This window comes from Paenibacillus naphthalenovorans (assembly GCF_001465255.1).
GTDB classification, from domain to species: domain Bacteria; phylum Bacillota; class Bacilli; order Paenibacillales; family NBRC-103111; genus Paenibacillus_G; species Paenibacillus_G naphthalenovorans.
On record NZ_CP013652.1, the window covers coordinates 4,781,035 to 4,794,381 of the forward strand.

Sequence of the window (13,347 nt, forward strand, 5' to 3'; positions counted from 1 at the left end):
TGCAGGAATCGCCCCCAGCCAGACTATATCTCTCACGTGCGGGGGTAAGCAATCTGAGCTCATCTTTTTTTCTCCAATGTCCTCTTGCGACACACTTTCGTCAGAGTTACGATGGAGCACAACCAAAAAGCAAAGAGGTGAGACCCAGGTGAAGGATTTTCCGGACTGGCTTCAGGAGGCGCTGCGGGCTCGGTTCGATGAGCAAGCTCTTCATTCGTTGCAGCTTCCTCCGATCAAGAACTTGCGGGAACAGGCAAAAGTATCGTCCGAGCAATTTCGGCGAAAAATCAGCGAGGCTAACAGAGCCGAATTTCTCCTGTGGGAAGAAGAATGCAATTACCTGCACGCACAGGAATTGGAATGGCTGTACATGCAGGGCGTGAAAGACGGAGCGCAAATTTTGTTCAGCTTGCTGTGCAGCCAATACAAAGGATATGGACTGCCCGCGACAATGGCAACGTGCGGCAACGAGGAGCTAAGCGGGTAGTTCTTCCCCTCCCCATCGTTTTTTCGCCAACATGAGGGCACGTGAACGGCGACAAAGGTAAGCGATGTACGCAACTCCACCAAGGTAAGGAGAAGATACGATGGGCATGACTGTAAGGGAGATTGCTCATGGGACAGGCACCAACCTGACTCACTTCGAAATTCATACGGGCAATTTTTTGGATGAGTTTTATCGGAGTGGTCGGGAGAAGCGCCAACAAATGGTTGAACAAGAGCCGGATCATTACGATCATTTGCCCGTTCACCTGCTGCCTTTTCTGGCGGGATGGTGTATAAGCTTTGCAATGATTACGACTTGGACTGCCCGGATTGGGTGCATAAAGACAAGTATTTTTTGCCGGAACCTCATTTCGCATACAATGCCAAAGGAAACTTGCGTTTGATCTTGTTGGTGGAAAGTCCGGTTGAATTCAAAATCCGCAACATCTTTACAACCGCAAACGCCTTGAGCCGCGTATAACAACCTCTATGTCGCAACGGTTGCCGGACTGGCATCTCTTCTGTTTTAGCTCTGGTATAATGGGATTAAGTAATACATTGTTGGCGCAATGGAAAGGCGGTAAACGAGTTGAATGCAGACCGGGAAGAACTCGAACAAACCGCATCGCTTGCGGAGGATGCTGACCTCTTTCGACAAGCACAACAAAGCCGCGAAGATCGCGAGTATGGACGCATATACGGTAAAGAAGCAGGACTTGAATTTTTACATACCAAGATCAAGGAATTTAAGCATGGACAAAACGTATAGCGTTGGTGTTTCCTATAAATTGTTTGACGATGTCATACAATTCCTGTAAAATGAGATCAACAGATCCCACCACGCCTCTTAACAATGCGTACCAAGGTGGGCCTTTTTATTTAACGGAGGATATATATGGAGCAGCGGTCACCGATTACGATTAAGCCACCTGCTACATTTGAGGAACAGCTTCAAATTTTGAAAAGACGTGGTCTCATTGTTGAAGATGAGGATTTCGCTATCCGCGCTTTACAACGAATCAACTATTACCGGCTAAGTGCATACGGGTTGAGTCTAAAACACAACGATCAATATCATCAAGGCGCGACCTTTGCACAAATACACGCCCTATATGAATTTGATCATCGCTTTCGTTATTTGATTATGGAAATGACCGAGCAAGTTGAAATTGCTTTTCGTACTCATATTTCTTACCACATTGCTCATACCTATGGTCCTTTGGGGCACCTTGAATCAACGAATTATGAATATGCAGCTTACCATGCAGCTTTTTTAGCAGAGCTAGACAAGGAGATAAATCGATCACAAGAAATTTTTATCAAGCATCACTTTGAAAAATATGAGGGTGTAATTCCTGTCTGGGTAGCCATTGAAGTGTTGTCATTTGGAGCTTTGTCAAAATTATATGCCAACTTGAAAAACGAAGATAAAAACCATATCGCTAAAAGCTATTATCAAGTCCCTGCCATTTATCTTGAAAGTTGGCTTAAATGTTTGTCCTATGTTCGGAATATTTGCGCCCATTATGGCAGACTGTACAACAGACCGCTAACAAGTAAACCGAGATTGCATCCAAAAGCAAAAAAACTAGGAATACGACAAGATCGAATCTTTGCCCATCTATACATCCTGAAGCAACTGATATCTGACCGCAATAAATGGAATAACAGCTTTATTATCCAATTTCAGTCTTTACTAGCTGAGTTTGAACATGTCGTCGAACTAGAACGCATAGGTTTTCCGGAAGATTGGGAGAAATTATTAAGGAAGTGAAAAGGAAGATCCGTAGACCGATCCTTGCTGGACGGTCTTTTTTGCTGTCTGTTTTTGCAGCACGGAATGTATAGAACAAAAAGATAGACATTATTTTTTTTCGGAAGACAATTTACCTGCCTTCTTTTTATGCACTCATTTACGGATAGGAGCGTGGAAGAATGGAGATGGTGAATCGGCAGGAAAAAATTATAAACATATTTAGGAGGCTCTTATGAAAAATCATATTCATAATGCCCGTGTAACTTTAACGCCAAGCGAAGAACAGAAAACAAGAATGCTGAAAGAAATCCATGCGCAAATAGATGCATCCCAAAGAAATGACAGAATGGATTCACCGATTCAGCGTAGGATGTTTGTCCCTGCTGCAGCTATGGTCATGATGCTGGTTCTTTCCGCAACAGCATATGCATCCATAGATGGCAACGTAGTCTCGTTAATAAAAAATGGGTATTCGTAAAAGTGTATTGAAAAAGGGTCATAACAACCCCTCCTCGAATACGTCTGATTAGAGTTGAAATGTCCGCTCTGAGAATGACGGTTTGTTCCTCATTTTCGTTAAGCTGCGAATGCGAATATGATCCCTTGGGGTCACCAAAAGCGAAGCACGCTTCTTGCCGGAAGGCATTTAGTGTGTTTTTTGCTTTTCCGAAAGGAGGTTTAATCTATTGGATTTGCACCATTTCTATATCGAGGGCATTCAATTACGCCGATATAAATTTATGTGTGGCGAAATCCTTAGCACTTTGATTATAAGATAGAGACAGAAGATAAGTGCGAGGAAGGAATTGCTACTTAATCAATTAATGTCTGGAGGAGATATGAATGAAAAAGGTTTTGCTTTCTACACTGGCTGCAGCTACACTCCTGGCCGGCAACTTCACTGGAACAACGCCGAAAGCGGAAGCGGGTGCTGTGGATACCGCAAAAAATATTATCACAGCGGTTGTTGCAAAGTTCAAAGATGTGAGTGGTCATTGGGCTGAGAGTGTAATCGCTAAGGCCTATGATCTGAAATTGATTTCCGGATACGAGGACGGAACATTCAGACCAAACGGCCAAATCACAAGGGCTGAGTTTGCTGCTATCCTCAGCCGTGCCACCAAACTTCCTACGGCTACCGGCAGCGACCCGTTCAATGACATGAAGGGACATTGGGCAGAATCGGCAGTTACGCAGTTGGTTGCTCAAGGTTTCATCAATCCGAGTGACTATCCTAACGGCTTTAATCCGAATACTCAGTTGACCCGTTACGAGATGATGAAGTGGATCGCTAATGGGTTGATGAAATCCAATGCATCCTTTAAGCAAGCATTCGAGGACACCAAGAACACTTTGCTTCCGACACCTGAAGCAGTTAAGGGCCAAATCAGCGCTGATAAGGTTCCATATATGGCCTTAGTTCGTGGCACTGACATTATTACCGGATTTGAAGATGGGTCTCTTCGTCCGCAAAATACCACAACAAGAGCCGAAGTCGCCGCGATTCTTCTGCGTTACATGGATGTTGAAGGAAAAGACGCAAGTTCTTATCAAGCTCTCAATGAGTTGCGTGAGGTTGGAACCACTGGAACCAATCTTACTTCGATCAGTAATTATCATTACTCAAATGGGTCGGCAAAAATCCCCGATCTGTCTAAGATCACGTCGAGTGCTGGCGTACTTAAGATTAATCGACTGATTGTTGTTGACGCACGTACAGATACACCTAAAGGCGTTTATGCGCCGCTTTTCCTTGCCGAAGGGTATAAGACCGGAGCATATCGAACCTTTGTTGATGTCTCCTTCACATCTAACCTTCCTGAAGCAGACATCATTACGATTAACAAGGGTTTTGCCAATTCCCTTGTAACCTTTAACAGATTGAATCGTTCACTTGCGGAAGAGCACGGTTTGGTAACCCTTCCTGGCAATCCACGGGACTTCCTTCAGAAAGGGAAGGAAAAACGCTTTTGGATCACTTCATCATTGAGAGCAGATGGATGGGGATATTTCCTTCAATCGGATACAGGCGGAAATTTTAGTATTCAAAATAAATAATAAGCCGGTGGTGAAAGGAAGGTATGAGTAGAAGAAATAATCGAATTGCAAGTTTTTTCCTAACGGCCGTTCTTCTTACAACCACTGTGTTTGGTAGTAGTGGATTGTCAACAGTAAATCAGACAATTTTTTTAAGGACTTCTTGGCGATACTGAACAGGCGTCATATAGCCTAAGGTTCCATGAATGCGATACTTGTTAAACCAGTTTACGCAATCGTATAATTCCAACTCCAGATGACGAAGACTCTGGAAATTCATCTGATTCACAAACTCTGTTTTCATGATCTTGTAGGTGGCTTCAGCGACAGCGTTGTCGTACGGACAGCCTTTCATACTCAGCGATCGGCCAATTTCAAACGTCTTCAAAAGCTCGTCCATCTTTTGATTTTTGAATTCGCTACCACGGTCGGTATGAAACCATTGAAGCTGGCATAAATCGCCTTGTACCGTGGCAAAAGCGCGGGAAATCAGAGCAGCGTCCTTGTTTGGACCTGCACTATGCCCAATGATCTCTCGATTGAACAAATCGACCAGCACACAAATGTAATACCATCGGTTCTTGACCTTCACATAAGTGAGATCGCTGACGACGAAGCGTTTGACTTCCTCCTGCTCGAACTCTCGGTTCAGAACACTCCGTCATGGCTTCATTACAAGCGGTTTTGCGGGGCCTATATTGAGCCACGGTGTAGGTAGAAACGAGTCCTTGCTCTTTCATGATTCGACCAATTCTACGTCTGGAGACGACGAATCCGCGATCCTGGAGTTTGACTTTGATCTTTCGTGTACCGTAAGTTTTTCGATTCTTATGGAAAATATCCACAATTGCTTCAGTTACATTGTCTTCGTTCGGTTGTTCTTTCGTTTCATAGTAAAACGTACTTCTTGCGATTTGCAGGACGTCGCACATTGCTGATACCGAGTATTTATCAAGGTTGTTCTGGATGATAGCTACTTTCGTCCCATGATCAGCGCGGCTTGCTTTAAAATGTCCACCTCCATTTTCAGACGCTGGTTCTCTTTTCGTAAAGCGATCAGTTCATTTTCTTCTGATGAGCGATTGTCCTTCTCCTTGAAGGAGCACGTTGTCTGAGCTTGCTTGATCCAGCGGTCTAAAACGGAGGCAGTGAGGTCATATTCCTCCACAATCGCTGCTCTGGATTTCCCGTTTTCATAGAGTTCCACCATTTGTTTTTTAAATTCTGAGGTAAAGGTACGTCGTTGGTGTTTTGGCATTGTAGAGATCCGCTCCTTAGGATGATAGGTTTATTCTACATGCCCTTATTTTTTCTGTCCAACTTAGTATAGCCGATCCAGTTACCGTGCCAATTAATAAGGATGGGAACCAAGGAGCAAACGTAGGCCATGCATTTATTCCATCTCCAGATAGATATGTATTAATATACGTAGGGGACTTGCCTGGCACTATGCCATCCGTTAATTTAAGCATTCAAAGTCAAACCAACAGCAATGTCCAGTGGTGGAGATCGAATATTAAGGGCAATTCGCTGGTTGTTATTGACACAGGCAGTTACAGCAACCACACTTTCCAAATCAAAACAAGCACGAATGGAGGCAAATTCAAGAAGTACATATTTTGAATGGACTACCTCTAGCACTAATTAAGGTGTTATCCATAATCTCAAAGAAGCACTGCCCCCCGGCAGTGCTTCTTCATGTTAGAAAGCAAACTTTTCTCTTGAGTTCGTTGTTTTTAGTCCTCAAATTCAGCCTGTTCTTCAGGGGACAGCAAGGCTCTTGCCGCGAGCTCTCTTTCCTTGAATTCAGCGCTTTCTTCAGGTGTCAATTTCCTTATTGTAATGGAGGTTCCCGGTGGTATTGAGTCTGGACGCAGCCCATAATCGTCTTCTTCAAATTCAGCCTGTTCTTCAGGAGACAACAAAGCTCTTGCTGCAAGTTCTCTATCTTTAAATTCAGCACTTTCTTCAGGAGTTAATTTTCTTATTGTAATAGAAGTTCCCGGAGGAATGTCGCCTGAATGAGAATTGTCATTACGGCTATCTTTATCCGGAGCTGGTTCTGGGATTAGCCGAAGTTCAGGGCCGAATAGTCCCGGTTTATCTTCCTCTTTAGGTACCATCGTGGTTGATGGAGTTTGGATGGCACTTAATCCGTTGTTAGCCGAAGATTCGACGGGAGCAGTGACGGATGGAGCTTTCGTGCTACTTTTTTTAGGTTTGGGCTCGGTTGCAGGCTCGGGATCCAGTGTAGGTACGGGTTGAGGTTCTTTGACTTGGACTTCCTCATCCGATTCATTCTCCGCTACAAGTGTAGCAGGAGCTTGACTTGGCTGTGCCTCAGCAGGGTTGGGTTCCTTCTCAATTACCGCACCAGCAGGGGCCGCTTTCGGAATTTGCTCGCTTGGTCGAACCTCAGCCTGACCTTCCTCATATGGAATGACTTCTGGCGAATAGTGAGCAGCCCATACCGCTGCGGATGTGCTAATTGCGGCAACGGAAAATACAGCTGTTATCGTCAGATATAATGTTTTCTTTCTTAGTTTCTTTACATTCAGCATCATCATTAATCTCCTTTTCAATTGTTGGCCATCACCCGATAAGGAGGCGCAAAATCGCACGGGTAAATGCCTTGTTCCCGCCATGACGTTCAAAATCGTCTCCCCGTACCGTTTTCGCTCGGCATGGGACATCTCTCTGACAACTTCTTCATCGCAAGACAGCTCGCTCCAGGTGTGAATATCCTTACGGAGAATGTGTATGAAGGGGTTAAACCAATGCAAGGCTGACGCTCCCAGGGTGAAGGCCTTGACCCATAAATCTTTCCGTTTCAGATGGATCAGCTCATGACGCATGACCATGTCCATATTCACGTTAACGATATTCTCTTTAGGAAGATAGATGGTCGGTTTCCATAACCCGATAAGAACAGGGCTCCGAAGAGCAGAGCTGTAAGCAAGCCGAACGTTGCGCTTCAATCCAAGAGGTTCTTTAATCAAGGAGAGTTGTTCAACTGCCTGGCTGTCTCTCGGAACGGCGGTGCGTGAATGTTCTAGTGTCCTTACAAATTTGCGATAGCAGTACAGCTGCCATGTTGCAAAAACGATCACGCCGGTTGCCCATACGATAATAAGGAATAGAGCTGCTTGAGCTGTAATGGTCTGCCCCGTAATAAGCGGTTCCGGACTGAACCCTGAATAAGTTCCGGATAGCCCTTGTTCCACTGTTGAAGGCTGCCCGCCGATAGCCGGGACGGTAGCTGCCGCGTTGAAAGTCAGCGATACGATCCACTGAATACCTAGGACTACGGGGAATAGAAAAAAGCCTACGGCCATTTTGCTAAGTCCATAACGCCATTTGGTCGGGAAGGCGCCGGCGGGCAAGAGCCGCAATATAAGAATACAAGCTACGACGACGCTTCCGGTGGCATTCAGCGTAATCAGTAGTTCAAGAATGGTATTCATGGGCTGCACCTACTTTCCGGAAAACCATTGCTTCAGCTCTTTAATATCTTCATCCGAAAGCTTGTCGCCGTCATATAAGGCAGCGATTAGGTTCTTCACCGATCCCTGGTATAATCCGTCCAGTACATGCTGCGTCTCGGCCAGCTTGTAATCTTCCGGTGAGATCAGGGGCGTATACATGTTCGTTCGGCCATGCCTTGTGGCTTCCAGTGCCCCTTTATCCACCAGACGCGACAGGAAGGTAGAGATCGTCTGGGCCTTCCACGCTTTGCCCCGCCCCGCAAAAATCCGTAGCAATTCCGTCGATGTGACAGGAGGCTCACACTCCCAGATCACCTCCATGAGTTCCATTTCCGTATCCGATAGCTTCTGAACTTGGTTCACGGTGAACACCTCACTACAGTCGTTATGCGTCCATAACGAAATGAATTACTACACTACGTAGTGATTATAATTTACTACAGGTTGTAGTGGGTGTCAAGGGAGAGGGGATTTAGGACGATTTGTAGTGGGGGAAAGCCAAACCTAACTGGCTCCTGCTGCGTCTGCTTTTACAACGGAATTTATTTACTGAAGCTTTGAGATAGGCGTGAACTGATCTGTCTACAAATGCTATCATTTAGGTAGCTTGATTGAGGAAATGACGGATACCTGAGGAAAGGAGCGATCATATGAGTAATACGAACAAACAAATCGCTTATAAAGCACTAGTCAATCAACGGAAAAAAATGCACGATATGTGATCCTGCGCAATGCGAGCTGATAAATCCAGGACTGGTGCAGGACAAGTCCCTTGATACCAATAAAATCGGCCACTGGACAGAGTGGCAAGGCAGTCTGGATGCCAAAATAATGGTTGTTGGACAGGATTGGGGAGATTTCAACACACTGGTTGGACAAAAAGGGAAATCCAACGTAGAAGAAAGTGCGACGAACCGCGCATTGGTTCAATTGTTGAATATCGCTGGTGTGGACATTGACGAGCGTACTGCAAGAAACAGACACGAGGATTTATTTTTTACCAATGCGATATTGTGTATGAAAACAAAAGTCGGTTTAGCAGGTAAAGTGAGAGGATCGTGGTTTCGAAATTGCGTGTCCACATTTCTTAAGCCGCTCATCGAAGACATTATTCAACCTAAAGTTGTAATCACTCTGGGAGAGAAGGCTACCAGGTCCTTACTGTGTGAATATGGGCATAAAGGAATAAAATTCAGAGAATTGGTCGAACGTGATTCACCGATCAAGGTCAGCGGGAATACGGTTGTGTTTCCGGTATTTCATTGCGGCAGTTTAGGACGAAGAAACAGACCATTCGAACAGCAAAAGTTGGACTGGCTGCGAATCAAGCGTTACCTGGAAAGTCCATACGATGATAGAATGTCAATCTAGAAATGAAAGGATTGGTTCATTTTTGCATAGGAGTTGGTCCAGATGTTGGCACTGAAAACGATGATTTCAAGCTTTTTTCAGCATGTACAAGATCATAAAATCGAAATATACAACGAATTCAGCTTACAGCACGAGTTGGGGATTTACTTACGAGAAAGGCTCCCTCAATATAAAGTTCAGTTTGAGCGTAATGTTTCGTATTTTTCAAGCCAATCCAGCACCATTAAAAAGGAAATCGACATCTCAATATTTACGAAGGATTACACGGAGAAGTATGCAATTGAGCTGAAATGCCCTTTAAAGGGACAGTATCCTGAACAAATGTATTCCTTTGTGAAGGATATAAAATTCATGGAGCAGCTGAAGGCTCTAGGATTCGCTAAGACAGCTTGTGTTGCACTGGTATCCGACAAACCCTTTTACCAAGGGACAAATAATAGAGGCATCTACAAGTTTTTCAGGGAAGAGTATGCGGTTTACGGGAACATCTACAAACCTACGGGTTCCGGCAAAGATGAAGAATCCATGTCGCTATCGGGTAGCTATGCGATTGACTGGAAGGACTTAAATGCTCAAAGTAAATTTTATATTGTAGAAATAGAGTAGGGAGTAGGGGACAAATCTAGGTTTATGAGCTAGGTTAAACATAGAAGACATCTTATATAACCCTCTATTCACTAGAGCCTTTATGCTCTTCAGTTATGATAAAATAAAGATACATAATTAACCATGTAAAGGATGAGAATCTATGCCGGTATACAATAAGCTAGTTCGGGATCTGATTCCCCAAGTCATTGAAGCTACAGGCAAAGAATTTCGCACGCGGATCTTGGATGAGGAAGAGTATAAGAAAGAGTTGATACTAAAGCTGAAGGAAGAGTCGGAGGAATACTTTGCTGCTGAGAGTTCGAAGGAGTCGTTGGAAGAGCTTGCAGATATGCTTGAGGTCATCCGGGCATTGGCGGTTGTGCATGGAGCAACATGGGAAGAGCTTGAAGCCCTGAGAGAGAAGAAGGCGGAAGCTCGAGGCGGATTCCAGAAACGGGTGTATCTAATCGATGTCGACGACAACGCTTAATGTCAAGCTGATTACGGAAAACTTAGCAGATGATCTAATCACCGGGATGCAGAATGCTTCCGGAATCTATATTATGACTTCGTTCATTATGCAGTCAGGAGTACGATTGCTCGCGCCCCATTTGAAAGGTGCAATCGAACGGGGAGCTGAGGTTAAGGTTCTCGCTGGGGATTATTTGTTCGTTACGCAGCCGGAGGGGTTGCAGGCATTACGTGATATTGATCCTCGGCTGGAGGCAAGGCTATGGCGTAGTATGGGAACATCCTTTCATCCCAAAGCCTATTTGTTTGACTACGAAAACGGTGAAGGGCTCCTTATTGTTGGCTCCTCTAACTTCTCCATGTCCGCCATGAGAATGGGGATGGAGTGGAACCTGGCTATGAATGCAAAGGCCGAGCCTTATACGTTCCAAGTGGCATTAGAGAAGTTTATGCAAAACTTTTATCACGATTCTACGCTGCCGCTCAATGACAACACCATTGCTCTGTATGAAGCGGAATATCGGACGTACCATCGCAAAAATCCAGAGCTAATTCGAATGATCACCGAGATGGAGGAGAATGAGTACCGAACCGAAAACGCCAGCGATCCTGTAGAGGATAAGGTTCCGGAAGACGAACAAGCTTCGATTCATCCACGTTTTGCTCAGATTGATGCTCTTGACGCGCTAGAGAGAACGTTAGAAGAAGAATATGACAAAGCCATGGTCGTGATGGCCACCGGACTCGGAAAAACCTATCTTGCGGGCTTTTTCGCTCAGCGTTTTCAACGCGTACTGTTCATTGCGCATCGAGAAGAAATTCTCTATCAAGCCAAACGGTCATTCCAGCGCATCATGCCGGACAAAACTTTCGGTATCTATAATGGTGTAAAAAAAGAAGGGAACGCGGATTGCGTTTTTGCTTCCATCTACACGCTTGGGATGAAGAAGCATCGTGAATCGTTCGCACCGGACGGATTTGATCTTATCGTGGTGGACGAATTCCATCATGCAGCTGCAAACTCATACCAATCGGTTATCCAGTATTTTGAGCCGAAATTTCTACTAGGTATCACAGCTACCCCAGACCGAATGGACGGGAAGGATGTGTATGCGCTTTGTGATGGCAACGTCGCCTACCAAATTCATTTCATTGAAGCCATCCGTCGCGGCTGGTTGTCCCCGTTCCAATACTATGGGGTCTATGACGATACAGATTATTCATCCATCCGATGGCTTGGAACGCATTATGATGACGAGCAGTTGACTGCAGCTCAGTTGAGAGAGTCGCTGGCTGACAAGATCTACGATGCCTGGAGAGAGCATAAGCAAACACGGACGATTGGCTTTTGCTCATCAATCCGACAAGCGGATTTTTTGGCGGGGTATTTTCAAGACAGAGGAGTAGCTGCAGTCAGCCTTCACTCTGGTACCGTAGGAATTACGAGGGGAGAGGCAATAGACCGTCTGGATAGAGGAGATTTAGAAATCATATTTACGGTGGATTTGTTCAATGAGGGAGTAGATATTCCTAGTGTCGATACGCTGCTCTTTGTCCGACCGACCGAATCCTTAACCGTATTTACACAGCAGGTTGGCCGAGGACTGCGGTTATCAGAGCAAAAGACGCACTGCACAATCATTGACCTCATCGGAAATTATCGTAATGCAGACGTGAAGCTGCGATTATTCGCTAATGACGGTGAAGGGAAGAGAACGGCCAAGGAACCGGTCATCCCGACGGTACCGGATGGATGCGAGCTCCATTTGGAGACGTCTGTTATTAATCTGCTGGACGAATTAAGCCGTAAGAAGCTGCCGCATCGCGAGCGTCTACACCGTTCTTTCCTGGATCTCAAGAATGAGCTTGGTCGAATCCCTACCTATCTGGAGCTTCATCTTCATGGGAGCTCGAACAGCTGGGAATATCGGAATGAATTCGGTTCTTATATCGGCTTTCTCCTCTGGGCCGAGTGCTTAACGAAGGAAGAAGAGGACATCTATTATCGATATGAGGCTTGGATACGCGATGTCGAGAAGACCGTCATGACCAAGAGTTATAAAATGATCGTGCTCCTGTATATGCTCGAGCGTGGGCCTGAGCACTGGGCAGAACCGGTTACTTCTCAGGAGGTAGGGCCATTCTTTCACAGCTATCTAACAGAAAAGGAATACCGGAGGCGAATCGATTTCTCCGATAAGGATTCGAAGCGACTCTGGGAATACAATGAGATCGGCGTTAGCCAGCTCATTGAGCGGATGCCAATGACGAAATGGGGCTCGGCTAAAGGAAGCATGACCCGCTTCGAGGATGGTGTGTTTAGTCTAAGATTCGAACCTGCTCCTGAGCATCTATCCATACTGCACCGGTGGACGAAGGAGATTTGTCTGTATAGGTTGCATCATCATTTCGAGCGAAAAGAGGAAAAGCGGGGAGCTCATCTATGATATGTGGAATGGAGGTTATTACCTACCGAAAAAAGGAGATTTGCCGCTGGATGTTGGCAATCTCCTTTTTTACTATTCATTATTCTCCTTATTTTTCATTAGTTCGCTTGGTAAGTCAGCATCAAGATTCGACAAACCTTCCAAATAGGATTGTCTGAATTTTTTTGCATTGGAAATTAGAACTTCATCTTGTGTTTTGTCTTGGATAGCAGTTATAAAATTATCATGTACAATTAATTGTACAACATAACCCATTGCCATGGACCGAAATGAAGCGAACATGTTCTTTCAGTTCATCAACAAGCTTTATGGTCAAACATCGATTATTTTAACTTCCAACAAAGGCCCCGAAGATTGGGGCGAACTCTTGGGGGATCAGGCCATTACAACGGCGATCCTTGACCGAATCCTGCACAAAAGCGAGGTGATTCAGCTGAACGGAGACAGCTATCGCTTGAAGTATCGGCAGACGATTTTTCAGAACGTTTAGTGTTCAAAATTAATTAGCAAAAATTGTTCAAAAGGTCTTGACGGTTACAGGCAGATCTACACCTCTAATCCAGGGGGCTGGCCCCCGGCTATTTATCGCGAAAGAATGCTGGCACAAGCCGCTTAGTAATGGGATTTCAGTATGAGGGTGTTTTCAAACTGCACTTTTTTTGACAACTCCAGTGCTTTGCTCTTTCCAAATGATGAGCTCTCAATT

The 13,347-nt window shown here is 45.0% G+C and carries 11 protein-coding genes and 2 pseudogenes; 10 read left to right on the forward strand and 3 right to left on the reverse strand.

Annotated features, from left to right (window positions below):
- Nucleotides 1–148 precede the first annotated feature (148 nt).
- The 5 genes from IJ22_RS23575 (at nucleotide 149) to IJ22_RS23600 (ending at nucleotide 4,300) form a co-directional block, all read left to right on the forward strand.
- Nucleotides 149–487, forward strand: coding sequence for a hypothetical protein (locus IJ22_RS23575; RefSeq protein WP_062410521.1), 339 nt, complete (start codon nucleotides 149–151; stop codon nucleotides 485–487).
- Nucleotides 488–1,075: 588 nt separating this feature from the next.
- Nucleotides 1,076–1,255 (forward strand): hypothetical protein, encoded by a 180-nt coding sequence (locus IJ22_RS23585; protein WP_145862562.1) that lies wholly within the window; start codon nucleotides 1,076–1,078, stop codon nucleotides 1,253–1,255.
- Nucleotides 1,256–1,381: 126 nt separating this feature from the next.
- Nucleotides 1,382–2,260, forward strand: coding sequence for an Abi family protein (locus IJ22_RS23590; protein ID WP_062410524.1), 879 nt, complete (start codon nucleotides 1,382–1,384; stop codon nucleotides 2,258–2,260).
- A 214-nt stretch (nucleotides 2,261–2,474) separates the two neighbouring features.
- Entirely contained in the window at nucleotides 2,475–2,720 is a 246-nt protein-coding gene (locus IJ22_RS23595) for a hypothetical protein (protein ID WP_062410525.1), read from the forward strand.
- A 365-nt stretch (nucleotides 2,721–3,085) separates the two neighbouring features.
- The gene (locus IJ22_RS23600) at nucleotides 3,086–4,300 is read left to right on the forward strand and encodes an S-layer homology domain-containing protein (RefSeq protein ID WP_062410526.1); all 1,215 of its coding nucleotides are present in this window, start codon (nucleotides 3,086–3,088) and stop codon (nucleotides 4,298–4,300) included.
- Between the two features lie 118 nt (nucleotides 4,301–4,418).
- Here the strand turns inward: IJ22_RS23600 and IJ22_RS23605 are convergent.
- The 3 genes and pseudogenes from IJ22_RS23605 to IJ22_RS23620 form a co-directional block, all read right to left on the reverse strand.
- Nucleotides 4,419–5,537: pseudogene (locus IJ22_RS23605) on the reverse strand (IS3 family transposase).
- A 478-nt stretch (nucleotides 5,538–6,015) separates the two neighbouring features.
- A complete protein-coding gene (locus IJ22_RS23615; protein WP_082660929.1) occupies nucleotides 6,016–7,743 on the reverse strand; it encodes a M56 family metallopeptidase in 1,728 nt (575 codons plus the stop codon).
- Between the two features lie 9 nt (nucleotides 7,744–7,752).
- The gene (locus IJ22_RS23620; protein ID WP_054820277.1) at nucleotides 7,753–8,127 is read right to left on the reverse strand and encodes a BlaI/MecI/CopY family transcriptional regulator; all 375 of its coding nucleotides are present in this window, start codon (nucleotides 8,125–8,127) and stop codon (nucleotides 7,753–7,755) included.
- Between the two features lie 393 nt (nucleotides 8,128–8,520).
- On the opposite strand from IJ22_RS23620, the gene IJ22_RS23625 reads away from it, so the two are divergent.
- From IJ22_RS23625 to IJ22_RS23650, 5 genes and pseudogenes are all read left to right on the forward strand, one after another.
- Nucleotides 8,521–9,135, forward strand: a complete 615-nt coding sequence (locus IJ22_RS23625; RefSeq protein ID WP_145862563.1) for a uracil-DNA glycosylase family protein — start codon at nucleotides 8,521–8,523, stop codon at nucleotides 9,133–9,135.
- 42 nt (nucleotides 9,136–9,177) lie between these two features.
- Nucleotides 9,178–9,741 carry a hypothetical protein gene (locus IJ22_RS23630; protein WP_062410529.1) on the forward strand — a complete coding sequence of 188 codons (564 nt, stop codon included), beginning with the start codon at nucleotides 9,178–9,180 and terminating at the stop codon, nucleotides 9,739–9,741.
- 142 nt (nucleotides 9,742–9,883) lie between these two features.
- A complete protein-coding gene (locus IJ22_RS23635; RefSeq protein WP_054820274.1) occupies nucleotides 9,884–10,213 on the forward strand; it encodes a nucleoside triphosphate pyrophosphohydrolase in 330 nt (109 codons plus the stop codon).
- Nucleotides 10,194–12,641, forward strand: a complete 2,448-nt coding sequence (locus IJ22_RS23640) for a DEAD/DEAH box helicase family protein (RefSeq protein ID WP_062410530.1) — start codon at nucleotides 10,194–10,196, stop codon at nucleotides 12,639–12,641. Before IJ22_RS23635 ends, IJ22_RS23640 begins: the two co-directional genes overlap by 20 nt.
- Nucleotides 12,642–12,894: 253 nt before the next feature.
- Nucleotides 12,895–13,131, forward strand: a pseudogene (locus tag IJ22_RS23650) (ATP-binding protein); the annotation flags it as partial.
- Nucleotides 13,132–13,347: the final 216 nt, after the last annotated feature.

Excerpts from the sequence above, each read along its gene's own strand:
- IJ22_RS23590 (WP_062410524.1), top strand. The coding sequence starts at position 1,382 with ATGGAGCAGCGGTCACCGATTACGATTAAGCCACCTGCTACATTTGAG.
- IJ22_RS23630 (WP_062410529.1), top strand. The coding sequence starts at position 9,178 with ATGTTGGCACTGAAAACGATGATTTCAAGCTTTTTTCAGCATGTACAA.
- IJ22_RS23595 (WP_062410525.1), top strand. The coding sequence starts at position 2,475 with ATGAAAAATCATATTCATAATGCCCGTGTAACTTTAACGCCAAGCGAA.
- IJ22_RS23635 (WP_054820274.1), top strand. The coding sequence starts at position 9,884 with ATGCCGGTATACAATAAGCTAGTTCGGGATCTGATTCCCCAAGTCATT.
- IJ22_RS23640 (WP_062410530.1), top strand. The coding sequence starts at position 10,194 with ATGTCGACGACAACGCTTAATGTCAAGCTGATTACGGAAAACTTAGCA.
- IJ22_RS23615 (WP_082660929.1), bottom strand. The coding sequence starts at position 7,743 with ATGAATACCATTCTTGAACTACTGATTACGCTGAATGCCACCGGAAGC.
- IJ22_RS23600 (WP_062410526.1), top strand. The coding sequence starts at position 3,086 with ATGAAAAAGGTTTTGCTTTCTACACTGGCTGCAGCTACACTCCTGGCC.